The sequence below is a fragment of the Hyphomicrobium sp. ghe19 genome, from assembly GCF_902712875.1.
Taxonomy (GTDB): Bacteria; Pseudomonadota; Alphaproteobacteria; order Rhizobiales; family Hyphomicrobiaceae; genus Hyphomicrobium_B.
Genome location: NZ_LR743509.1, coordinates 3292433 through 3315235 on the forward strand (window position 1 = coordinate 3292433; position 22803 = coordinate 3315235).

At 57.2% G+C, this 22803-nt stretch carries 25 protein-coding genes; 13 read left to right on the forward strand and 12 right to left on the reverse strand.

The genetic code is table 11. The annotated features are described in order from the left end of the window. Nucleotides 1-91 precede the first annotated feature (91 nt). From AACL53_RS15625 to AACL53_RS15635, 3 genes are read left to right on the forward strand one after another with little or no spacing between them, the layout of a single operon-like run. On the forward strand, nucleotides 92-1087 hold the full coding sequence (locus tag AACL53_RS15625) for an isopenicillin N synthase family oxygenase (protein ID WP_339085455.1): 996 nt from the start codon (nucleotides 92-94) through the stop codon (nucleotides 1085-1087). 49 nt (nucleotides 1088-1136) lie between these two features. After that, nucleotides 1137-2450 (forward strand): hypothetical protein, encoded by a 1314-nt coding sequence (locus AACL53_RS15630; protein ID WP_339085457.1) that lies wholly within the window; start codon nucleotides 1137-1139, stop codon nucleotides 2448-2450. Nucleotides 2451-2492: 42 nt separating this feature from the next. After that, a complete protein-coding gene (locus tag AACL53_RS15635; protein WP_339086961.1) occupies nucleotides 2493-3215 on the forward strand; it encodes a GntR family transcriptional regulator in 723 nt (240 codons plus the stop codon). An 18-nt stretch (nucleotides 3216-3233) separates the two neighbouring features. On the opposite strand, the gene AACL53_RS15640 is transcribed toward AACL53_RS15635, so the two are convergent. From AACL53_RS15640 to AACL53_RS15650, 3 genes are all read right to left on the reverse strand, one after another. Beyond that, nucleotides 3234-4703 (reverse strand): sodium:solute symporter, encoded by a 1470-nt coding sequence (locus AACL53_RS15640; protein WP_339085458.1) that lies wholly within the window; start codon nucleotides 4701-4703, stop codon nucleotides 3234-3236. After that, on the reverse strand, nucleotides 4700-4906 hold the full coding sequence (locus AACL53_RS15645; RefSeq protein WP_339085459.1) for a hypothetical protein: 207 nt from the start codon (nucleotides 4904-4906) through the stop codon (nucleotides 4700-4702). Before AACL53_RS15645 ends, AACL53_RS15640 begins: the two co-directional genes overlap by 4 nt. Nucleotides 4907-5037: 131 nt before the next feature. Beyond that, complete coding sequence (locus tag AACL53_RS15650) at nucleotides 5038-6030, reverse strand: MBL fold metallo-hydrolase (protein ID WP_339085460.1); 993 nt, start codon at nucleotides 6028-6030, stop codon at nucleotides 5038-5040. Between the two features lie 58 nt (nucleotides 6031-6088). On the opposite strand from AACL53_RS15650, the gene AACL53_RS15655 reads away from it, so the two are divergent. Beyond that, the gene (locus AACL53_RS15655) at nucleotides 6089-6862 is read left to right on the forward strand and encodes a helix-turn-helix transcriptional regulator (protein WP_339085461.1); all 774 of its coding nucleotides are present in this window, start codon (nucleotides 6089-6091) and stop codon (nucleotides 6860-6862) included. A gap of 300 nt (nucleotides 6863-7162) precedes the next feature. Here AACL53_RS15655 and AACL53_RS15660 read toward each other — a convergent pair whose 3' ends face one another. Continuing rightward, nucleotides 7163-7414 carry a helix-turn-helix domain-containing protein gene (locus tag AACL53_RS15660; protein WP_339085462.1) on the reverse strand — a complete coding sequence of 84 codons (252 nt, stop codon included), beginning with the start codon at nucleotides 7412-7414 and terminating at the stop codon, nucleotides 7163-7165. Between the two features lie 195 nt (nucleotides 7415-7609). Here AACL53_RS15660 and AACL53_RS15665 point away from each other — a divergent pair, with 195 nt between their 5' ends. Continuing rightward, nucleotides 7610-8137 carry a hypothetical protein gene (locus AACL53_RS15665; protein ID WP_339085463.1) on the forward strand — a complete coding sequence of 176 codons (528 nt, stop codon included), beginning with the start codon at nucleotides 7610-7612 and terminating at the stop codon, nucleotides 8135-8137. Nucleotides 8138-8159: 22 nt separating this feature from the next. On the opposite strand, the gene terL is transcribed toward AACL53_RS15665, so the two are convergent. The 5 genes from terL to AACL53_RS15690 all read right to left on the reverse strand — a co-directional run bounded on the left by terL (nucleotide 8160) and on the right by AACL53_RS15690 (nucleotide 12860). Next, nucleotides 8160-9572, reverse strand: a complete 1413-nt coding sequence (gene terL / locus AACL53_RS15670) for a phage terminase large subunit (protein ID WP_339085464.1) — start codon at nucleotides 9570-9572, stop codon at nucleotides 8160-8162. Beyond that, nucleotides 9572-9940, reverse strand: coding sequence for a DUF5681 domain-containing protein (locus AACL53_RS15675; RefSeq protein WP_339085465.1), 369 nt, complete (start codon nucleotides 9938-9940; stop codon nucleotides 9572-9574). The genes terL and AACL53_RS15675 overlap by 1 nt, the downstream gene beginning before the upstream one ends. Next, a complete protein-coding gene (locus AACL53_RS15680) occupies nucleotides 9937-11232 on the reverse strand; it encodes a DNA methyltransferase (RefSeq protein ID WP_339085466.1) in 1296 nt (431 codons plus the stop codon). The genes AACL53_RS15675 and AACL53_RS15680 overlap by 4 nt, the downstream gene beginning before the upstream one ends. Before the next feature lie 582 nt (nucleotides 11233-11814). Further along, nucleotides 11815-12225: a helix-turn-helix transcriptional regulator gene (locus AACL53_RS15685; RefSeq protein ID WP_339085467.1), complete on the reverse strand. Its 411-nt coding sequence runs from the start codon at nucleotides 12223-12225 to the stop codon at nucleotides 11815-11817. Further along, nucleotides 12222-12860 (reverse strand): peroxiredoxin, encoded by a 639-nt coding sequence (locus tag AACL53_RS15690; RefSeq protein ID WP_339085468.1) that lies wholly within the window; start codon nucleotides 12858-12860, stop codon nucleotides 12222-12224. Before AACL53_RS15690 ends, AACL53_RS15685 begins: the two co-directional genes overlap by 4 nt. A gap of 83 nt (nucleotides 12861-12943) precedes the next feature. On the opposite strand from AACL53_RS15690, the gene AACL53_RS15695 reads away from it, so the two are divergent. The 8 genes from AACL53_RS15695 to AACL53_RS15730 all read left to right on the forward strand — a co-directional run bounded on the left by AACL53_RS15695 (nucleotide 12944) and on the right by AACL53_RS15730 (nucleotide 20543). Continuing rightward, nucleotides 12944-13864: an MBL fold metallo-hydrolase gene (locus AACL53_RS15695; RefSeq protein ID WP_339085469.1), complete on the forward strand. Its 921-nt coding sequence runs from the start codon at nucleotides 12944-12946 to the stop codon at nucleotides 13862-13864. Then, a complete protein-coding gene (locus AACL53_RS15700; RefSeq protein ID WP_339085470.1) occupies nucleotides 13864-14298 on the forward strand; it encodes a YeeE/YedE family protein in 435 nt (144 codons plus the stop codon). The genes AACL53_RS15695 and AACL53_RS15700 overlap by 1 nt, the downstream gene beginning before the upstream one ends. Next, nucleotides 14295-14723 carry a DUF6691 family protein gene (locus tag AACL53_RS15705; RefSeq protein ID WP_339085471.1) on the forward strand — a complete coding sequence of 143 codons (429 nt, stop codon included), beginning with the start codon at nucleotides 14295-14297 and terminating at the stop codon, nucleotides 14721-14723. Before AACL53_RS15700 ends, AACL53_RS15705 begins: the two co-directional genes overlap by 4 nt. 17 nt (nucleotides 14724-14740) lie before the next feature. Beyond that, on the forward strand, nucleotides 14741-16408 hold the full coding sequence (locus AACL53_RS15710) for a bifunctional protein tyrosine phosphatase family protein/NAD(P)/FAD-dependent oxidoreductase (protein ID WP_339085472.1): 1668 nt from the start codon (nucleotides 14741-14743) through the stop codon (nucleotides 16406-16408). Beyond that, nucleotides 16405-17193, forward strand: a complete 789-nt coding sequence (locus AACL53_RS15715; protein ID WP_339085473.1) for a sulfite exporter TauE/SafE family protein — start codon at nucleotides 16405-16407, stop codon at nucleotides 17191-17193. Before AACL53_RS15710 ends, AACL53_RS15715 begins: the two co-directional genes overlap by 4 nt. Before the next feature lie 164 nt (nucleotides 17194-17357). Next, on the forward strand, nucleotides 17358-18041 hold the full coding sequence (locus tag AACL53_RS15720; RefSeq protein WP_339085474.1) for a hypothetical protein: 684 nt from the start codon (nucleotides 17358-17360) through the stop codon (nucleotides 18039-18041). 468 nt (nucleotides 18042-18509) lie between these two features. Next, a complete protein-coding gene (locus tag AACL53_RS15725) occupies nucleotides 18510-19088 on the forward strand; it encodes a hypothetical protein (RefSeq protein ID WP_339085475.1) in 579 nt (192 codons plus the stop codon). 348 nt (nucleotides 19089-19436) lie between these two features. Beyond that, a complete protein-coding gene (locus tag AACL53_RS15730) occupies nucleotides 19437-20543 on the forward strand; it encodes a Hint domain-containing protein (RefSeq protein ID WP_339085476.1) in 1107 nt (368 codons plus the stop codon). A gap of 95 nt (nucleotides 20544-20638) precedes the next feature. Here the strand turns inward: AACL53_RS15730 and AACL53_RS15735 are convergent, their stop codons facing one another. The 3 genes from AACL53_RS15735 to pgl form a co-directional block, all read right to left on the reverse strand. Then, a complete protein-coding gene (locus AACL53_RS15735) occupies nucleotides 20639-20953 on the reverse strand; it encodes a hypothetical protein (RefSeq protein ID WP_339085477.1) in 315 nt (104 codons plus the stop codon). A 313-nt stretch (nucleotides 20954-21266) separates the two neighbouring features. Further along, nucleotides 21267-22034 carry an ROK family protein gene (locus tag AACL53_RS15740; protein WP_339085478.1) on the reverse strand — a complete coding sequence of 256 codons (768 nt, stop codon included), beginning with the start codon at nucleotides 22032-22034 and terminating at the stop codon, nucleotides 21267-21269. Further along, nucleotides 22015-22770: a 6-phosphogluconolactonase gene (pgl, locus tag AACL53_RS15745; protein WP_339085479.1), complete on the reverse strand. Its 756-nt coding sequence runs from the start codon at nucleotides 22768-22770 to the stop codon at nucleotides 22015-22017. Before pgl ends, AACL53_RS15740 begins: the two co-directional genes overlap by 20 nt. Nucleotides 22771-22803 lie beyond the last annotated feature (33 nt).

Consider the following 22803-nt stretch of genomic DNA (forward strand, 5'->3'; position numbering starts at 1 on the left):
TGCGATCGGGAATATCTATTCGAATATCCAATATTCAATGTCTAATATATAGATATTTGAATTGCCGACGCGGATATAAACGGAGGATGTGATGATTTCGGATGCGATACCCATTATAGACATTACCGCTCTCCGTTTTGGCGATGCCGTAGGCACAAAGCGCGTAGCGCGCGAGATTGGTGAAGCATGCCGCGATATCGGCTTCTTTTACGTTCGCGGGCACGGAATAAGCAAAGAGCGAATAGACAATGTTTTCAAAAACTCGGCGCAATTCTTTGCATTGCCGCTAGAGGATAAGATGAAGCTATCCATGGAGCGGCGGAGTCGGTGCTTTCGGGGCTACGCCCCCGTGCTTTCGGAGCTTGCGGATGGGAAACGCAATTCATATGAACTCATGGAATTCAGCGTCGATTTTGACGAGTCTCATCCAGACGTTCTGGCCGGAAAGCCGATGCACGGCCCGAACCTGTGGCCCGACATTCCTGGATATAGAGCTGCGATATCAAACTACGTGGCGGATATGATTGAACTGGGCTTCGATCTTATGCGCGCCATAGCTATTAGTCTGTCGCTTGAAGACGACTATTTTTACCGGGCCTTTCATGGTCGCTCCTTCTGGCAATTTCGGACGACGAACTATCCGGAACCGGAAGAATTGCGCCGGCTCGCAGAGCAGAATCCGCAGACCGGGCCAATCGCTGAAATAGAGCGTGGCGACTATAGCTGCGGCGCGCATACGGACTACGGCTGCCTGACGATACTCCTGGCCAACAGTCCAGGCTTACAGGTGTGCGACCGGCAAGGAAACTGGTTCGATGCGCCGACGATTCCGAACGCCTACATCTGCAACATTGGCGACATGTTGCAGTACTGGACAAACAATCTCTACGTCGCAACGCGGCACCGCGTCCTTACCGACCGCGCCAGGATATCACTGCCATTTTTCTTTCAACCCGATTTCGACACGATCATCGTTCCGGTTCGAGGTGAGCACGACTCCCAAGACAGGAGACAAGAGCCACTAAAGTACGGCCCCTATGCTTTCGATAAATACAAGGGCATCTATCCCAATTGCCAGCTTCGCTAAGGCTCTCAATTGAAAACAGACCCGTCTTCTTTTGCTGCTAGGTGTCCTGATGACGGCAAAAAAGTCGAATTATGCGCCTGCGAAAATTCCCAGGTTCGGGCTTGGCGCCCACAAGACTAAGATCTTTTCAATCGTTGGCGCCGTTGCCCTATTGGCGCTTCTGCACAGCTCGCCGCCGACTCTCCTAAAAACTGGGGCGATAGGCACAGCGATGGGCTTGTGGGCGTGGCTGCTACCCGCTTGCGTCAAGCAGACTGTTGCGTGGGAAGACGCGATTAATCTGCGGCTCGGCCTCGTCACACCGGCGCGAGTACTCAGGCTGCTCTATTGTTGTCCAGTCAACGTCCTGGCTTTCAGCGCAAACACGCCGCAGCAGACTACACAATCCCCAGCATTTATAATTTTACTCACGATCGCTTGGGCCGGCATCCAGACCTTAATGACGGTTGCTGCGTACCGAGGCTACGGCGAGCGGATCAGCAATACCATTCTTGGGTACTCGATCGGTCTCTGGCTCACCACGGGGGCATGTTTGTCCTCGCAGATCGCCATAGTGGTCAGCACCGCAGCAGCAGCGCTTTATATTAGTCATTTGATGACGAGCATGCTCACAGATGTTCGAACCCGATGGCACCCCGAAGGCGGCATCGGAATCTTCGTCGGCTCGTTCAATCCGATTCACAAAACGCACCTGCATATATTGAAGATGGCCCTTGAGACGAGAAGGCTTGAGCGCATTTACATCCACGCAACGACGATACCAAAGCTCCATCGGACCGCAATCGAGCGAGGCGAGCTCAAGGTATCAATGCAAGATGGGATGCGGACCTACGAGCGCACTGCCCTTTCTGATCCTGGTAAAAACTACTTTCCCACCGGCAATCAGTTTTACGAATACGACATTCGGCGAGAACTGTTGCGGGCGGCAATCGCCGACGCCAACCTATCCGATCATGTCGAGGTGCTTGATCTTCCGCAGATCTACGAAGCACGTGGATTCTTTGGGATTGTAAAATTCATCCGACGCGCGCATCCCGCCGTGACTATCCACGGCATACACGGGTCCGACGCTGGGGGATTTTGGGTGCGCAATATATTTGACGAGTGCGGCGGCATCTGCCCGCTTCCCGTTATTCGAACGGATCAAATCTCCGCGACTGCGATACGAAGCGGCGCCACAGGGCTGACCTCCAAAACAGTCGAAGCATTTCTTGCTGCTTCACGCTCAGGCGAAGTTTTTGTTTTCCCATCTGGGTTATTTTGCGCATCAGGCAGATTGCTGTCGCCTCAAGATAATCCCTTGCAGATATCGGCAACGAAAGGTTGCGGATCCTATGGATTGAATGCTAGTTTAACCAAATAAGAATGAAAACTTTTTGCTCATGTGGGGACAATTGCAGTGGATATGCGTGCGGATAAAATCGTCGCAAAACCGTTATATATGCAAGTCCACGAAAGACTCTTGTGCCGGATCGCAAAGCGGGAATGGGTTCCCGGCAACCTACTGCCCAATGAGGCCGAAATTGCTAACGAATTGGGCGTGAGTGTCGGCACTGCGCGCCGGGCATTTGAACTTCTCGACGAACAGGGAATTATTGTTCGTCGAAAGGGGATAGGCACGTTTCTGAAGAAAATAGACGACATCTGCGGCAAGTATGAGCGGATCCACTACGCGGATGGCCGCCGCCCGCAGTTCGATATTAAGCAATGCACCGTGGATCGACGCGATGCATCTGCGGAGGAACAACGCAAATTGGGAATGCAAGCGAACAACAAAATTTTTTGCGCTAAAAGGCTTTGTGAGGATGATCTGGGAGTTCCGGTCAAATTCGAGATCTCGATAACTCCCAGTCATGTATTCCCTCAAGACTTAGACGACGACAAACTCCGCCTAATGACGACAATTGAGCTTGCGCAATTCTGCGGCCTTGCTTTGGGACAAATGAGCGAAACAGTCAAAATTGTTAAGCCACCCCGTGAATCGGCGCGAGCACTTGGAGTAAAGCCTAGCGACCGAGTTATGTGTCTTGATCGCTTGCTCCTTCGCCTTGATGGAGCGCCATTGGAATGGCGAGTTGCGTGGTGCGCAATGAGAGAAGATTTGCTGTATTGCGCGTCCGAGGCCTGAGCGGATTTTCAAAATCCTCTAAGGATGACTGGCGATTCGCGCGAAGAGCGCGTCGACGCGCCGACGCTCTTCATGCGGCATTGGAAGGAGGTAGGCGGCTCCGACGTAGATCACAGCGTTAATGGCCAACGCTATTACCCCGGAGGTCAGTCCACAGGCCCAGGGGAGTGAATTTGGAGAATGATACTCAAGCAAGAGCACGACAATAAACCCGGCGACCATCCCCGCAATCGCACCTTGCTTGGTTCCACGCTTCCAAAAAATACCTAGGAACTGCGGGACCGCAAGTTGGACGATTCCTTGGTAAGCAATAATTGCGATCGACACCAAGGCCGGAAGTTCCAAGCATGAAAGCCAAGCGGCAAACAATGTCAGAAGTACCATGCCAATTTTCGCCACAAGGATGAGCTGCCTTTGACTTAAGTTCAGATAGTTTCCGGCAAGGTCATTGGCGAGCTGCGTGCCGGTCGCTTGTATGTGACCGTCGATATTTCCCATCGACGCCGCCAGAACGACGACACCGGCCAGGCTAAGCAGCCACTGACCGCCGGCTTCCTGACTGACGATGAACCAAACATCGCTCGGGTGCGCGCTTACGGACGGTATCTTCGATCCGAGCATGGCAAAGATTAGGAGCGAGGAGGCGAAGAGAAGTGAAATCGGAACGGCGATCGCGGCCGACTTCCTAAGACTGCGCACACTATCGGCGGTAAAGAGGCGGACGAATATGGCTGGCCAGCACCAACCGCCAATGGTGCCGGTCAAGATTAGGCTGAAGAGATAGAGAGCGCCTTCTTTGGAGCTAAGACCGGGTAGCACCAGCATTCCGGAATCGAGCGATGCGAAGGTTATGCCCTTGCTCAACACCAGCCACGCGATAAGTCCGACGAGAAGAATGGTTCCCGCGCCATACGCCACCAGGCCCTGGAAGAAATCCGAAATGACAACGCCGCGCATGCCGAGCCGGATCGTCCAAATCTGCCTCAAGGTTATGACGCCGATTCCGACGAGGACAGCCGAGGGAAGCGACAAGGTGCGAAGTGATAAATAATGAAAAAGCACACCCAGCGAGAGCATCCCTAGAACGAGCCACGGAAATCCGGAGACGATTCCTATGACGGCCGCGATCGTGCGGATGTGGCGGGAGTCATAGCGGAGCGCGAAAAGATCTGCCTGCGTACGCAGATCGAACGTCTTACCCCAAACCCAAACCGGCTTGGCTATGAGGTACATCAGCACCACGGTAAGCAGGCTGTATGATAGGAGGTAGAATGAAATGATCCCCGACGATGCTGCCATGCCTCCGAACGCTGTGAATATTGCGCCGGGGTACCAAGTATTCAGGAACGACATGGCCTGGTAGCGGGCATCGAATGAACGATTGCCTACGGCGTAGTTGGCAAAGGTCTTGTCGCCGATCTGGCTGAATTGGAGGATGGTAGTAATGGCCAGAAAGAAGATGGTGACAGCGCCAAATGTTATGATCATACGACATCACCGATCGCGCGCACCTGAACGAGGTATGCCGCAATGATGCTGGCGCAGATGATCGTGCCGACGAGAAGAAAATAGACCAGTGCGTTTGGAATGCCGGTAATGGATTCGGCTGGTTCGGCAAAAAGCCAATACACCGGCGGCGCCATCGCGATAACTGCGTCGAAGGCAAACCACAGCCGGATCCAACCAGGCAATTTAGGTTCCTCCCAGTTCGAGCTTTTCTGCTCCCCCTCTCGCATGGCCTGCAAGTGCTCCTGATAGCAATCCGACATCGCCGTTGGCCCGCACGGTGAGTTGAGCGAAAGAGAAAAAAGGTGCAGAAAAGTTAGAGGTAGAGCTGGAAGCTATGGGGGATCCAGCGATACCCTCTGGACGGTAGCCGCTCTAGGTAGCCGATCGACGGAAACGGCATGTGATAGCCGATGACACACAATCGATCCGTGACGACCATGTCGAACACACGCTTCCGTGTTGCCGCTGCCACTTCTTGATCTGTGTCGAACACGCAAAGCCAATCCGGCCGGGCCAATGACGCTACGTGGTGATGGGCGCAGTCGCCCCAAAACAAGATCTGTCGTCCCTCACTCTCAATCAAGAACATGAGATGGCCGGGGGTGTGTCCATAGGCTTCGATGGCGCGGATGCCTGGCACAACGTCGTCACCGGGCTTTAGAAAGCTAATTTTTTCGGCAACTGGTTTTGAGTTGGCACGGTAAACCTGGGCGAACTTTTCCAGATCACCAGTGTGCTTGCCTTCCGGCGCCCAGAAATCGTGTTCGACTTGGGAGATGACGTACCGCGCATTGGGGAACAGTGGCGCGCCGCCTTCGATGATACCGCCAATGTGATCGGGGTGGCCATGGCTGAGGACAACGATGTCAATATCCTCCGGCTTGAAGCCGGCGGGTCCCAATTGCGCGGCGAGCCAGCCGCCTTGCGGTCTTGGAACGAAGCCGTTGGAGCCGTTACCGGCGTCAAACAGGATGATCTCATTCCCTGTGTTGATGATGGTCGGAGAGAATCCAGGCTGATATCGGGTTTCCGGCAGTAGGTTGTCCCGCATCAAATGGCGAACCTCTTGCTCACTGCCGTTGCGGCCGATGAGCGGGTACGGGCCGTCGATGAACGCTTCGGAATCCGCAACCGTGGTAAGTTCGAAGGCGCCAAACTTCACACGCCATGACTTCTGTTGGAAGGGACCAAGCTTTGAAGCCTTCGCACTTGCAGGCGGGGATCGTCCCAAAAGTTGCGACACCGCCGCCGCGGAACCGGCGGCTAGAATGTGGCGGCGGCTTGGTGCACTATTCGTCGAAGTCATGTGAACTCCAGGAATTCAGACAACGTCAGGAAGCTAGCACTTAGTCAGGAGCTCGCGCTTGTACGATTCCACCGCAGCCGCCAAAACTCTTAAGCCCATTTGGAATGTCGACGAAGGATGGGCCCTGTTTGCCGGCCCGCTCTCTTTCAACGCGGCGCACCAACACAGCGTGCCGGTTTATATCGCGGGGCTCTATGAGCCATTTCTATTGCGCATAGAGAACAGGCCTTGGACCGTATGCCGTACAGCAGTCATTCCTGCGGGCGTGACGTATGCACTCGATATCAGGGGAAATCCTCTAGCAGTGCTTTACCTGGAGCCGAGCGTGGCCGGGGTCGACGCATTGCGACCGCTGATCCCGAGCGCGGACCAGGTTGCGGGCTGCTCCATCAGTAAAGCGAACGGGACACCGCTACTGCGCGAACTCTATGAAGATAGATCGGGAATGTCTTGGGTCAGCGAGGCGGCGGACAATTTGGTGTCATTCGCGAAACCGCGGGCCGTCCGCGACTTCGATCCACGTATTACCCGTGTCACCCAAAGGATGCGCCACAGGTACGATGATCTGAGGCCAATTGATGATATTGCACGCAGCGTTGGATTATCGACGTCACGATTCCAACACGTGTTCGCGCGCGAGGTTGGGGTATCTTATCAGCGCTATCGTTGCTGGCATCGATTGCGCGCTGCTATACGCGAGGTTTCTAAAGGCGCCAACTTGACGTCGGCCGCCCAGTCGACGGGCTTCTATGATCAAGCGCATTTCGCACATCACTTTCGCAAGGCGTTCGGCGCGTCCGCGTCGCCGACCCTTCTGCAATTACGAAAGTAACGACGGCAGAAGCTGTGGTGCCGAACGAACGCATCATGCGGAGGATAATTAGGCAGAGATCGCCGCCCGTTCGCTGACACAACAATGCATATCCTATGGCACCGGATCCGCGCCGTTGGTCTTACTCTCTCGCGGACTCACAACGCTCGCGGCGAGCGATTTCACAATCGTTCGATGGTTCAACCAGACGATACTCTCGATAATGACCCGAGAGCCATAACCGGGACGATGGAGCGCCCCAAGGCCCATATCCGCATCATTGTTCCCAAGAGGTTCGCAGTTGGACTTTTGAAGCCTCGATTATTCGCCTCTGGACGACACTTTGATTTCCTGAAGCAATTCCGCAGCTGAAATCTTCAAAGCCTTTGCGATCTTCTCAACGATCAGCACAGTTGGATTGCGGACGCCACGCTCGATGCCGCTGATATAGGTGCGATGCAGGCCGCAATGGTCGGCAAAGGCCTCCTGCGAGAAGCCCCGCTCCTCACGAAATTTCTTGAGATTGATCCCAACCCGGCGCCGCACATCCATGACGCCAAGGAACGGCGCCATCGACGATTGATCTACAGACTATGAGTCTCAAATGACTGGACTTCAGGCCGCAACCGAGCGATGGATCGGACGTAGTGTAGCCTATGAGTCTCTGCCCCCCCCCTAAACACTCGCCCACTTAACGGATTTGCTTCCGGCCGTAGGAGGTGCGCCTTCGTGGTGGGCTCAAGTTGTAGCCACCCCAATGAGGAACAGATGAACACTGACCATGAACTCACCTCGATTCAAAAAGGCAGAATTGCCGAATCGCTCGTTGCTTCGAGCCTGATCTTGGCTTCAGGCGGTCGCCTTTCGCCTTTTACCCCGTTGTCCGACGATTGCGGGATCGACCTTATCGTCCTCGATAAAGAGACACGCCGAAGCCTTTGCATTCAGGTGAAGTCCAGAATCGAGAAGCCGCCGCGACCTACCGTGCAATTCGGAGTCCGCAAATCATCATTCCGCGACGACCCCAACCGTTTCCTGCTCGGCGTCCTATTTGATCCCGTAAATCCCGCGCTGACGACGTCCTGGTTTATCCCCATGGCACGGGTTGCCGTTCTCGGCGTGGAAAAGTCGGGGACATATGCCGTGATGCCCGCGATCGCGAGCGACTCCAACGACCGCTATCGCACGTTCAGACACGACAGTGCCAGGGATCTCGTCGTCGCTATCTTTGAAGCCCTAAATGGAGCAGCGCGGCCTGACGAAGCCGGCGTGTCTCTATCTCTAGGCGGATGCTAACTATCGTGCCCTAATTACTCCGTTAAAATAAGCTGCCGACACGCTTTAGGGATCGGGTCTCGGCCCAATTGAGCAATTGCGACAGGCTATCGACCTGGTCGTCGTTGCGGCCGTTGGGAAATGCCAGCAGCTCATTTCGGAAGTCATCGAGCCATGGTGCGTGGCGCGGAATGAATACAGCTCCCGCCTCGATGATCGCCGACTGAGCTGCGACCCGATCCACCTTTGATCCTTCCGGCCGCATCCCTATCCATCGGATGCCATTGCCTTCCGAGCGCAATTGCTGAATCAGACCGATTCCAATGCCCGCCTCTTCGAGTAGGACGACGTTGGCTCTCAACGCCCGCGCATGGCTTACGGCCTTCCGCTTCAAGTCGGGAAACTCCATCCGCATACGCAGCACGTCCTGCAGATAATATTTTCCTTTTTGAATGAGCCACGTCGTACAGACAGACCAATTCGATGTCTCACCCGACGTCGTCGCCAGATCCCAGCTCTGCACGATCCGATCATTGCCACCCCGCGGCGGCAAAGATTCGTAACGTTGGAACCAGCGCCATTTGAGAAGATTGCCTTCTGCGGGGACAGGCGCCTGCTGGTATTGTGCCGAAAACTGATAGGATGACATTGAGGCCCGGAGCTGCCGTAGCACTTTCAGCGGCTCGCGTTCGGGATGCAGGGGTTCACCTTCGCGACGGCCCACCTTCCGTCCATCTAATAATACGTAGCTCTCATCCTCTTCCGCAATCGCCGGAAGTCGAAGATGTTCCCAAGGCTCCTTCTCCATGACGTGGGCCACGAGATCATCAACGTGCACGCGTTGCATAATAAGGATGATGACGTCATCCTTCTTGTTGTCGAGCCGCGAGTAGAGAGTGGAATCGTACCATTGCTTGACGGATTGGCGCCGTGGTTCCGATTGCACATCCTGCGGTTTGATCGGATCGTCTATAATGATGAAGTTGCCGCCGCGCCCCGTCAGCGTACCACCCACCGACGTTGACAAGCGGTAGCCACCGGCGAGCGTCTCGAATTCGCCTTCCGCCTGCTTGTGGGGGTTGAGTCCGCCGGCAGCTAATGCCCGTCGGTACCACGGCGCCGACATGACCGTCCGGCAATCGCGTGCCAGTTTGCCCGAAAGTTCCTGAGAGTAGCTTGCGCAGATAAAGCGCAGTGCTGGGTTCTTTCCCAGTGCCCACGCAGGGAAAGCAATGGACGCGGAAATGGATTTGAGATTGCGCGGCGGCAGCGTGATGATCAGGCGTTTAATTTCGCGGCGATAGGCGCGCATCAGCCGATCGGCAATCAGGTCTATATGCCAGTTCGCCGCGAACGGCTGACTCCCATCGACGGTCGCGAAAGCTCTGGCGATGAAGGAGGCCAAATCCTGGCGAAGAACGGCATTGAAAATCTCACTTTTGCTTGGAGCCGCCACTAGTCATCGCTTTCATGTTTGCGGGCATATTTGTCGAGGATCATCTGGTCTACCGGATCGAGTTCGGTAGGTTGCAACGCCGTAGGATCGCTTAAGCTATTGCTCTGGCTTAAGATCAGCTGCAAAGCTCTCGGGTCGCCCTTTAAAGCCTTGGCGATGAGAGACTTAATGATCGCTCTTCGTTTGTTCAGCTTCCACGTTCGACCCGCCTCGGTGACTGTAATAAGCTGCCTCAGCTCGTCGTCGAGTTCCGCCTTAAACCCTCGGGCACCCTTCGGTCGTCCTTTGGGGTTGCCCGACTGGCCTGGCTTGAAGCGGGAATGTTTGGGCGGCTTGCCATAACCGACACTGTATTTGCTCTTCTTCAAGATCGAGACGTCTTTCTTTTCCTCATGCTGATCGAGCCGCCCCCTGCCTGGATCTCAGAGAATGGACGGCCCGTTACAGCGTCGGTCGCTTGTTGCCCGGTCAATTTTTGCCAACGCAGGACCGTGACGTCGACATACCGCGGTTCCAATTCGATAAGCCGGGCTCGCCTGCCGACTTTTTCGGCGGCCATCAGTGTTGTGCCGGCACCGCCAAAACCATCGAGCACGATATCGCCGCGGTTACTGGCATCTTGAATGGCGTCGGCCACCAACAGCACAGGCTTCACCGTCGGATGGTCCGACAAATCATTGTCCCTGCCCTTCCGCCACGTGTTGACGCCTGCATATTCCCAAACGTTCGAACGGTACCGTCCAAAACGCCCGAGTTCGATATTGTTCGTGTTGCTGGCGCGCCCCAATTTGTAGACGAAGACAAGCTCGTGTTTTGATCGGTAGAAGGAGCCCATGCCGCCATTCGTCTTGTTCCAAACGCAGAGGTTCTTGAGTTCCGCGTAGACACGGTTTCCTGCAGCCGTGAGCTCGCCTAGATGCCGCCAATCCATGCACACATAGTGGAGTGATCCATCACTGCTTACCGATGCAAGGTTGCCCAGCGCGACTTCGAGAAATTCGGTGAATTCCGCAGGGCTCATTTCTCCGCTGGCGACGGCAAACTCCTTGTGACGCTGCCGGCCGAGACCCGACACATGGCCATCAATCGGCACGTTATAGGGCGGATCGGTGAACACCATTCTCGCTCGATCGCCATCCATCAAACGCGCGACTACATCTCGATCGCGGACATCGCCGCAGATGATGCGATGCTCACCAAGGCACCACAGCGTGCCAACCTGCGTAACTGCTTCCTCAGCCGACGGGACCTTTGGTAGCTCATCCATGATATCTGGAGGCTCGGACTGCCGCTGGATCGCCAAATCAATCTCGGCATGCTCGAAGCCCGTCACCGAAACATCAAAATCGCTGTCGATCGTGACGAGATCTGCCAATTCAATGGCCAGAACGTCTTTGTCCCAGCCGGCCAGCTCCGCAAGCCGATTGTCTGCGATCGCGTAAGCGCGCAACTCCGCCTCGCTCAGGTGTTCGAGGCAGATCACCGGGACCGTTGCCAAGCCCAATTTGCGCGCGGCATCCACTCGCCCGTGTCCGGCGACGATCCGATCTTCAGCATCGATGAGTACGGGACTGACGAAGCCAAAAGCGTCAATGCTGTCAGCGATCTGACGGATTTGCTTCGCCGAATGCGTGCGCGCATTGCGATGCGCGGCCTTCAATGCCCGGGGATTCCGCAGCGCTATCTTTGGATGTTCGAATGCAGTCGCCCGGATTTTGTCTTGAGAACTTCGCGCCATGTATCCCCAGCGCGAAGTTCTCGCGCATCCAATGAGTGGTCAATTTTTAATGCACAAACGCAAACAGGGACCGGAATGGCGAACTCTTCCAACGCTCCGGCGGAACAACGTCACACTGTAAAACGATTCAAAACCGCTCTTCGAGTTCTCATCGATTTTTTTTTAAATGGATGAGCCCATCCAAGTTATCGGCTCGCTTTACCGTCAGCCTGTTCCCGACGGAGGTTTGCTCTGATGCGGGCAGTGAATTCCCTGTAAGCTGGGGTAGGGAATATTGTTCAGAAATGCCCGTGGATCAGGGCTATTTAAATGCGGCTTCGACTGTCCAAAGCCGTTTTATGCGGAATTCCCTGTAAATCGGCCCATATCAGGGAATTTCCTGAAGAGACGGGTTCGCCGCAGACTGCGAGCACAGCCAATCTAAAAAGTCTCCCAGACGACCAAAGCCTTGATGCGCGGCGATGGCATCCCCAGAGCTATTCTCTCGCTATCGCGGCTTGTGAATCAAATAATCCGCGCGAAGGCCGCTGCTCCGGTAGAGAGATCCACAGTCGGAGCCTGGGCTTTGACGGCAGGCGGGCTCGGCTGATCCTGTCGCTCTGCCACCCCGGCGATCTCATCACGACCAAACATCGCCTCCAGCGTACGCACGCAAAGCACCACGTTATCGCTCGCAAGGCGATAGTAGACGAGCTTCGCTTCGCGGCGCGTGACGACGAGATCTGCACGGCGAAGCTCTGCAAGTTGTTGACTGAGCGTTGGCTGACCGATGCCCGTCGCTTTCTCGATCTCCGCTACGCCGCGCTCACCGCCGAGGAGATACGAAAGGATCATCAGTCGCTGCGGCTGTGCGAAGACACGAATCTTTTCGGTCGCCGCATCCGCGAGTTCACGAGACTGGAAAAGCGCGGTCATCTGTCTGCTTTCAAACGATAGAACCAGTCGTGCGGGAGAGCCGCCGGCAAGCGGCCCTGCGGCACGACCAGCGGGACAAGAACATTGTCGCCGGGCTGCCAATCGGCGGGAGTAAGCGCGTCTCCGTTTTCAGATCGTCGAAGCGCTGCCACCAAGCGCAGCATTTCTTCGACGGATCGTCCGACGTTCATCGGATACCAGTTCATCGCGCGGATGACCCCTTTGGGATCGATGAAATAGACCGCGCGAACGGCGGAGGAATCCGCCGCTTTTTCATCGAGCATCCCGTAAGCACGCCCGATCGCCATCGACGGATCTTCGACGACAGGAAACGGAACCTCGATACCGGATAGCTCCCTGATCGCATTCAACCACGCGACGTGAGAGAACAGACTATCGACCGACAATCCGAGCAAGGCGCAGTCCATCTCGGCAAACCGCGGCGCCGCCTTTGCCAAGGCAACGAATTCGCTCGTGCACACCGGCGTGAAATCAGCGGGGTGCGAGAAGAACACCACCCATCTTCCGCGAAACTGATCGAGGGTCACCTCGCCTTGGGTCGTGCGCGCCCGGAAATTGGGCGCCAAATCTCCAATTCGAAGAGGCCTATCGCCCGTCGTCACTGTGTTTTCCATGGCGCCTGCTTGCCACATCAAGCCCCCTTGACGCAAGCAAAATACACAATTACATAAATTATGAAATTATAGGAGTTATGCCCATGGACCCCGTTGCCCGTCAAGCCGACGCCTTGATCCGCAGTTCACGCAAATCCGCAGTGAAACCGGCGATACAGGCCTTCTTCGACGAACCGACGAACACGGTGAGCTACGTCGTGCATGATCCTGCGACCCGCGCAGCGGCGATCATCGACAGCGTATTGGATTTCGACCAAGCGGCCGGCCGCACGGACACGAAGTCGGCGGATGCGATCATCGCCTACGTCCTCGCCAACGGGTTGAAGGTCGAGTGGCTGCTGGAAACGCACGCGCACGCCGATCACCTCTCGGCCGCGCCGTATCTGCAGAATGTGCTCGGCGGCAAACTGGCGATCGGACGCGAGATCATTCGAGTGCAAAACGTCTTCGGCAAAATCTTCAATGTCGGCACCGAGTTCGAACGCGACGGATCAGAATTCGATCGGCTGTTCGCCGATGGCGACCGCTTTCAGATCGGAGAGATCGAGGCCATGACGCTCCACGTACCGGGACACACGCCAGCCGACATGGCTTATGTCATCGGTGACGCGGTCTTCACAGGCGATACGTTGTTCATGCCTGATTACGGCACCGCTCGTGCGGATTTCCCGGGCGGCGATGCGCATCAGCTCTATCGCTCGATACGCCGCCTCATGACGCTGCCGGACGAGACCCGTCTTTTCCTCTGCCACGACTACAAGGCTGTCGGGCGGGATGAATATGCCTGGGAAACGACGGTCGGCGCCGAGCGAACTGGTAACATCCACGCGCACGAAGGCGTGAGCGAAGACGAATTCGTGACCATGCGGACAACCCGGGACGCGACGCTCGCGATGCCCAAGCTCATTTTGCCTTCGGTCCAAGTCAACATGCGCGGCGGACGCCTCCCCGAGGCCGAGGACAATGGAACGCGCTATCTGAAGCTCCCACTGAACGTGCTGTGATGCCCGGCTTCCCTCAGGCTGCCCCGGTAGAGGGCCTCGTCGGCGGACTTCTCATCGGTCTCGCCGCCGCAATCATGTTGCTCGGCAACGGGCGCATCGCCGGCGTCAGCGGACTGTTCGCACGGGCACTCAGCATATCGCCCGGTGAAACACCGCGACAGCTGGCATGGGCCTTCATCATCGGCCTGCCCATCGGGGCCGGATTGGTCGAGCTTGTCGTCGGCGTGAATGCGAAGTTCCCCACTCCGACCTTGCTGCTCGTCGCAGGTGTGATTGTCGGCTTTGGCACGCAGCTCGGATCGGGCTGCACGAGCGGGCATGGCATTTGCGGCCTTTCGCGGCTTTCCAAGCGCTCCATCTTCGCGACGCTCACCTTCATGAGCGCAGGCGTGATCACGGTCACGATGATGCGACTACTGGGATTGTCGCCATGACGAGAGAGAACGTACTCCCCCTCCTCAGCGGCGCACTCTTTGGCGCGGGCCTTGCCATTTCCGGAATGATTGATCCGGCGAGAGTCCGCGCGTTTCTCGACGTGACCGGCAATTGGGATCCGACCTTGGCATTCGTCATGGGCGGCGCGCTGCTGCCGATGGCCGTTGCTTGGCAGGTCTTGAAACGCCGTCAAAAGCCGCTCGCGTCCAATAGCATTCCTTCGACGAGCAATGTCGATTTCCGATTGATCAGCGGTGCGGCGATTTTCGGAATCGGCTGGGGCGTTGCCGGCATTTGCCCGGGCCCCAGCATAGCAGCTCTCGCGGTCCAGCCGATGTCGGCGCTCCTCTTCTCGATAGCCATGGCCGCGGGCATGCGATTGCACAGTTTCATTTTTTCAGCGCGAAGCCTGAGCCGAGCGTAAAGCAGGAGTTTTTTTACATGCCTTTCAAGGAACTCAGCCCGACATTTTCCGTCGCGCCGCAATTGACGGAAGCAGACATTGCCGAAGCCGCAAAAATGGGCTTCCGGTCGATCGTATGCAATCGGCCCGATGGCGAAGAGATGGGACAACCCACGGCGTCGGACATGTCTCGCGTCGCCGAAAGCAACGGCATGGCATTCGCGCATGTGCCTGTCGTTCCGGGGCAGATCACAAGCAACGATGTCGACGCGATGCGCGATGCACTCGCGCATCTCCCTCGCCCGATATTGGCGTTCTGCCGAAGCGGCACGCGTTCGGCAACGCTGTGGGCATTAGCCGATTCCGACCCGAAAGAGCCGGGGATCACGATCGAAACCGCGAAGCGCGCGGGCTACGACCTGAGCTCCATCATGCCGTCGCTCGAGCGACGCGCTAAAGCAGGCCGCCCAATGACCTTTGACATTCTCATCGTCGGCGGCGGATCGGCTGGAATTTCTACGGCGGCGAGCCTGCGCAAGCGCAATCGGAAAATTTCCATCGCCGTCATCGATCCTGCCGAGACTCATTACTATCAGCCGGGCTGGACGTTGGTCGGTGCTGGCGTGTTCTCGCCCGAGCAGACACGGCACAGCGAAGCGAGCGTCATTCCAAAAGGCGTCGAATGGATTCAGGCGGCTGTCACCGAGTTCCGCCCCGAGCAGAACGAGGTCCAGCTCGCCGATGGGCGCGTCGCGAAATATCACGTGATGGTGGCTGCACCGGGCATCAAGCTCGCCTGGGACGCCATACCGGGCCTTGCGGAAGCACTCGGCTCCAACGGCGTGACATCCAACTATCGCTACGATCTCGCGCCCTACACCTATCGGCTGGTGCGAGAACTCCGCCGCGGTCGCGCGCTATTCACTCAGCCGCCGATGCCGATCAAATGCGCAGGCGCCCCGCAAAAGGCGATGTACCTGTCTTGCGACATCTGGAGCGACGCCCACGTGCTTCAGAATATCGACGTGGAATTTCATAACGCGGGTGCGGTGCTCTTCGGTGTTCCGGCCTACGTGCCGGCGCTCAAAAACTACATCGAACGATACGGCATAGACCTTCGCCTGGAATCAAAGCTGGTGGCGGTCGATGGCCAGAGGAAAATAGCAACCCTCGAACGCAAGAGCGCCGACGGCGTCCTTGAACGCGTCGAGCGATCATTCGACCTGCTTCATGCTGTGCCACCCCAGGTGGCGCCCGAGTTCGTTGCCAGCAGCCCGCTCGCAGGTCCCGGTGGCTTCATCGAAGTCGATCCGGCGACGCTGCAGCACGTGCGCTATCAAAACGTCTTCGGTCTGGGCGATGCGGCGGGAACGAGCAACGCGAAGACAGCTGCAGCCGCGCGCAAGCAAGCGCCCGTCGTCGCCGTCAACGCGCTCGCTGTGCTGGAGGGCAAACAACCCGCCGCCGATTACAATGGCTACGGCTCCTGCCCTCTCACCGTCGAACGCGGCAAGATCGTGCTCGCGGAATTTGGCTATGGCGGCAAGCTGCTTCCAAGCTTCCCCACTTGGCTGATCGACGGCACGCGCCCCAGCCGCACCGCGTGGTTCCTCAAAGAGCGACTGCTGCCGCCGATCTATTGGCGGGGAATGCTCAAGGGCCGCGAATGGATGGCTCATCCGCACCTCATCGAGAATTCGGTGTGACGCTCGAGCCGCTCCAATATTTCCTCGGCGCCGCTTCGGGATCACTGGTCGGGTTCACGCTTGCCCTTGTCGGCGGCGGCGGATCGATACTCGCCGTGCCGCTGATGGTTTACCTGGTGGGCGTTGCCAACCCGCACATCGCCATCGGAACGAGCGCGTTCGCCGTCGCCGTAAATGCAGCGACCGGACTCATAGGTCATGCCCGCGCGCACACGGTGAAATGGCGCTGCGGCGGAATGTATGCGACCGCCGGCGTGATCGGCGCGCTTCTCGGTTCGACCATGGGCAAGGCGATCGACGGCCACAAGCTCCTCATTCTGTTTGCGATGGTCATGGTGCTCATCGGTGTTCTGATGCTGAAGGGGCGTGGCAATCCCGGCAACCCCGGCGCCGAATGCAATCGCGAGAAAGCTCCGAAGGTTCTGAGTTACGGCCTTGGCACCGGACTCTTCTCCGGGTTCTTCGGTATCGGCGGCGGCTTTCTCATCGTGCCGGGTCTCGTTGGCTCGACGGGAATGCCGATACTGAATGCGGTCGGCACGTCGCTGATTGCCGTCACGGCGTTCGGGCTGACGACCGCGATAAATTACGCCTATTCCGGTCTCATCGACTGGCCGCTCGCATTCGTATTCATCGCCGGCGGCGTTGCCGGAGGATTGGTTGGCACCCGCGTCGCCAGTCACATAGCGAAAGAGCGGGGCATGCTGACGACCGTATTCGCCGCCCTCATCTTCGTGGTCGCCGCATACATGATCTGGAAAAGCCTCTCAGCGATCGGATTGTAGCGAGAGGAACCACGGGGCGCCTCGGTTGCGGGCAAGAGAAATGATTGAGGGAAAAGACGCACCGAAACTAAACTGCGCCGGAATAATTTCGGCCAACATTTGGTTTCATGTAGCTGCCGTAGAGCAGATACTCGGCATTTGTCGGGGTGAATACGGGGGTGAACATGCAATCGTCGAACGCACCGTCCATCGTCAACGATGCTACCGAAATCACGGGCGAAGCCGCAACGCACGGAACGGGCAATTGGCTAGCTGTTCTAATATCGGGATTGGCGCTGACCGGATCTGCCGTATCTTTGTGGGAGACCACGCTGAGACAGCCCGAAATCAAGCTCTATGTTTCGGAAAACATTCAGTATACACGCGATCCCTTTGGACCTTTCGAGGTCCTAGCCGTACCGCTGACCATAACCAATAGCGGAGCGCGCGACGGCGCTGTTCTCTCGCTTCATCTTGAAGCGAAGAACTCGGCGACGGGCCAAACAGAAAAATTCAAGAGCAGCTATGTTGCTGATGCCCAGTATTTCGGAAGCCGGGACGACGTCGCGGAGCGTCTGAAGCGTCCGAAAGCTCCATTTGCGCCGATCTCCGTGTCGGGCCGCAGCGCCTTCACCGGCACTATATTATTTTATCGTTCGGCCTCGGGCGGGAAAAATCTCATCGAACCCGCCTCGAAACTCGACATGACGATTTCCGTCACGCTGCCCGCCGAGAGCGGATGGCTCGACAAAGCCCTGGCTACCGATCCGCCTGCCGTCACCGTTAAAGCCGACGTGCCAACATTCTTCTCCGGCGCCCTGCTGAGCGGAGACAACGCGCCACTTCTGGTGACGTCTGGCGCATTCTGAAGACTGATTCTTTTAGAAGACGGACAGAAACGGCGGAGCACGCCCCGATCGAATACCCGGCGCCCCAGCACCCTTAGTTCTTTGCAGGAACCTTGGCGTACTCGTCGGGTGTCCGAGCGTCCCAACTCGCGTTACGCTTGAACTGCTCGTCAATCGAAGGATCGCAACGGTGAGCAGCGCATCCTGCATCGGGCGATGCAGCACAGCCTGTAAGAGCTAAAAGAAGCGCTAGCCGGGAGATCAACCGAGCAAACATCTGTCTTGTCATCCCAATTGAAGCTCGAGATTACCGGCCGCTCGATTTGCAGTTCGAGTCCGAAGGACAGATGGCCACAACATCTACGCTATGACAAATGCTCAGATGCCGCCAGCAAGTCCTTCTTATCGAGCGTGAAAAGCACATAGGAAAAATCACCCATGAACATTCTGACGTGTGCCGCTGCTTCCTTTCTCGCAATCCTCTTAGGATTGCAAACGGCGGCTGCACAGGCGGGTGACATCTCCGAGGCCGGAAAGCGGCTCGCCGAAAAGCTCGATAGTTTTGAAGTCGAGAAGCATTGGCCTGCAGGCCAACACATTAATTGGGAGACGGGTGTCCCAACCGGGGTGCCAGAAAAAACCGAGGGCAAGCATACGCACTGCAGTGCGTTCGTTGCGTCAGCAGCCAAGCAATTAGGTGTCTACATTCTGCGACCACCTGAACACGGCCAAAAGCTTCTTGCCAATGCTCAGAGCAAATGGCTAGCGAGTGAAGGCCCGGCACAAGGCTGGCTTCAGCTCAAAGATGGTTTTGAAGCGCAGAACGCTGCCAATGCCGGCAAGCTCGTCATCGCCTCCTATCACAATCATCACGACGATAAACCGGGCCACGTTGCCATCGTTCGGCCCAGCGCCAAGAACACCGAAACAATTGCAGAAGAAGGCCCCGACATTGTCCAGGCCGGCGAGCACAATTACAACGTCGTCAGTACTAAGAAGGGTTTTTCCGGCCATCCAGCCGCGTGGCGCGACAATGAAATCGAGTATTACGCGCACAATCTCGATTGAAGCAGCAGATCTTCACGTCGGAAGCCCGAAGTTGATTTGAGCAACTCGACGCCGGTCGCAGAGGTCGGCTCGTTGACATAGTGGCTGGTCATTCCGCGCAGCGGCCGCAACAAAATTCCCCGTTGATTAGCCAGACTCTTGGGCAGGGGGACCTTGAGACAACCTCGGTCTATGCCAACTCAAGCACCACGTGGGCGTAGCAAGAGAATGAGATGCCACGTCTAGCTAAATCCTGCGGCGTGGTGGGGGTCTCCTTAATCAGGTTATGCCGCTCGCAAATTGCGTCGTGCCCTACGTTGTCACCCATCTTGCAAGGTGGGCACCAAAGTTGTCGTGAGTAATGAAAAAATGTCCCAGATTAAAACGCAAATGGCCCAGTCCGGCGATGTGACGAAGGTCTGCCCTGGAAGAACACGGCGCAATGTCATTGCAATTGCGGGTATCGTTGGCTCTACGGCTCTCGCATCGACTATCACAGCGAGAAGCGCTTTCGCCGGATTGGCCCGTGCGGCCGACGGCCCTGGGAATAGCGCAAGCACGAATGATCGATTTTGCGACACCCGTAGCGAAAGCGGCGGTAATTTGCGCGGCAATTCGGATTCTTCCCATCATATCTGCCAAGGCGGCGGAGGCGGAAATTCCGGCGGCGGTAATGGCAACGCTGGCGGCGGGAACTCCGGCGGTGGTGGCGGTGGCGGCGGCGGTGGCAATTCCGGTGGCGGCAGTGCTAACGCTGGTGGCGGAAAGTCCGGCGGCGGCGGCGCCGATGGTGGCGGTGGCAGTTCCGGCGGCGGCGGTGGCTGGGACTTTGGTTTTGGAGGCGACGGCCCGAGTTCCGGTGGCTCGGGCTGGGGTGGCGGCGGCGGTGGCCGGTTGGCTTGCTTTCTAGCAGGCACCAAGATCCTCACGGCAAGCGCCGAGAAAACGGTGCAGGACCTTCGAGTCGGAGATACCCTCCCGACCATTTCAGGCGGCACCCGAGCAATTCAGAAAATTCGAAGTTGGACGGCCGAACGTCCTGACAACGAGAAATGGAGTGACGACGTCGCTCCTATCAAAGTGTGCCAGGGTGCGCTTGGTCCGAACATCCCTCGGAAAGACCTCTACCTCTCGCCCAATCACGCTCTCTACGTCGATGGCGTTCTTATACCGGCCCGCAATTTGGTCAACGGCAGGTCGATCGTGCGGTGCTCGGATTATGACCGCGACTCGATCACGTATTTCCACATCGAGTTTGAAGATCATCATGTAATTTGGGCGAATGGCGCGCCGGTCGAGTCTCGGTTTGTGGAATCGATGACGCCATTCGCACCAATCTGGACTGGCGGCCGTCGCTTCGAACTAAATTCGCGGCTGAGGAGCGCAATTTCACCTTGGTTCGATACCCGCACGACATTCGATAAGATTCGCGATCGAATTGAAGAACGATCGGAATTCGAGTTTGCGATTGCGTAGTGCGGGCCGCCGGAAGGCGCCGCCTACGATCGTTCAGCTTACGACCGAGGCCATGATTGGTGGGTGATCACGGGCTCGAACCGTCGGCCCGTCGACTAAAAATCGCTGTAGCGATCCACTCGATACGCCGCGCGGTCAAGGGTGAGCGGCGTGCACTTCACCCGCTCCTCCATTACGTCTACCACGCGATCGTAATGAGACGGCGGCTTCATGCGGCAATCGTCGTCGAATTCGTTGAGGGTTTTCGGCTCCGACGATTGGTTCGAAGTGCTCTCATGCCGGCCAGTCAGCTTTTGCATCTCCAGAGCATTTGGCCATATTTGGAGAGTGAACCAAGAAGATTTCATCGCTGGCAACGGTTGCATCTCACCCGAGGACAGAGGCAACTGCATGTCGACGCCATCACCCAATTGCCCTTTATTGCATTATATGAATTTGCGCGAAATTACGGATCGCGTTAGGGAGTATTTGCCTTCAATTTATTAACTTAATTGCGTCTTGGGAAATGGGCGCAATCGCGTATCGCGATAGTATTTGCCAAACCCGCATCTCGAATACAGGCGGTGTCGGGTCAGGGGGAGTCGGTTCTTGTCGCCGACCATCCCCCGCCATTTCTTCGAGGGCGTTCCGGGTCTCTGCCTATCCCCGCTATCAGTCCGGCTGCGCCGCTGCGCGGTCCGAGCCGGAACTGTAAGTCGATGGTGCGATAGAGGGCAAGCCGCATCACGTTTGTTGAGAAACCGAATCCCAGATGGGCTCCTGCCAAAGCCGCGCCCCGCCGGTGATGCCGGCATCGTTCGAAGCGATGTGGACGTTCGGAGGCAAATCGCGGGCTTCGACGTGAACCGAGTTTCCGCCGCCGAGATACAGAACGTCGAAGTGAATGAGTGAAGAGACGACATCTATCATATGGCGAACGCGGCTATTCCATTTCTCGCGGCCGTGAGCTTTCCGGGCCGCCTCACCGACATATTCGTTGTACGTTTCATCCTTGTGTATCGGGTGGTGAGCGAGTTCGAGATGTGGCGTGAGCCGTCCGTTTGAGAATATCGCACTCCCAATTCCGGTCCCCAACGTCAGCACGACTTCCAAACCCTTTCCGGTGACGATGCCCAGTCCCTGCACTTCGGCATCGTTGAGAACCCGCGCCGGCTTGCCGAAGCGCTCCGACAGCGCTTGCGCAAGAGCGTAATTTGACCAGGCCGGCCCGTCGAAATGAGGCGCCGTCAGAATGTGGCCGTCGCGAACGACCCCGGGAAAGCCTGCGGAAATCCTGTCGCTTGGCGGCAGCGGTGCGACCAGTCTCTCGAGCGCCGCCAAAAGGGATTCGGGTTGACACGGGTGAGGCGTGTCAACGCGAACTCTGGGCGCGATCATTCGACCGGCGCCGTCCAGAACTGATGCCTTGAGCCCGGTTCCCCCGATATCGATTGCAAGCGTGAGGGGACCGCTCGCCTCGGCGCGGCTGCGATCAATTTGGGGTGCGTTCATGCAGATCGCGTGCTCCGGCGGCCTTCTCGTCGGCAACGACCCGCAATTCTCCGAGAGGCCTGAAATGCACTGCGGGTAACGTTTCATCGTGGCGGCGAAACCGGGCGAGCATCTCATTTTTTTGGTCACCCGCGACGAGGAACGCGCTGTTTGCACTGTTCTCGAGCGCAGGATAGGTCAGAGTGATGCGGGCTTCCGGCTTGACGCCCGTGACAGCAACCACCCATCTCTCCCGTTCCTGTAATGCGTCCGATCCGGGAAATAGCGATGCTAAGTGGCCGTCCTCGCCCAGACCGAGGAGCGTTACATCAAACAACCGTCGCATCGTCGCGCCGCGGGTCGCTTCATAGAATGACTTCAGCGCCTGCTCGTATCGCCGTGCGGCTTCTTCGGGAGTGAGACCTTCCGTGGGAATTGGATGAACGTTGGCTGCCGGGATCGGCACCCGCGAGAGCAAGGCGTCATTCGCCATGCGATAGTTGCTCAGCGGATCACCGCGCGGCACGAAGCGCTCATCACCCCAGAAGACGTGCGTTCGTGACCATGGAAAGCGATCGCGGTAGGGCGCTTCGGCGAGGCGCTCATAGAGCGTTCGCGGCGTAGACCCGCCGGACAAACAGATGGCAACAGGGCCCGAAGTTCCGGCAGCTATATCGAGAAGCCAGTCCGCAACCTGCTTCGAGAGCGCGTCGACATCCGCGACGGTCTCATATTTTATCTTCTGAAGCTCTGACACGAACCCGCAATCCTATTGAGCAACGAAACACCG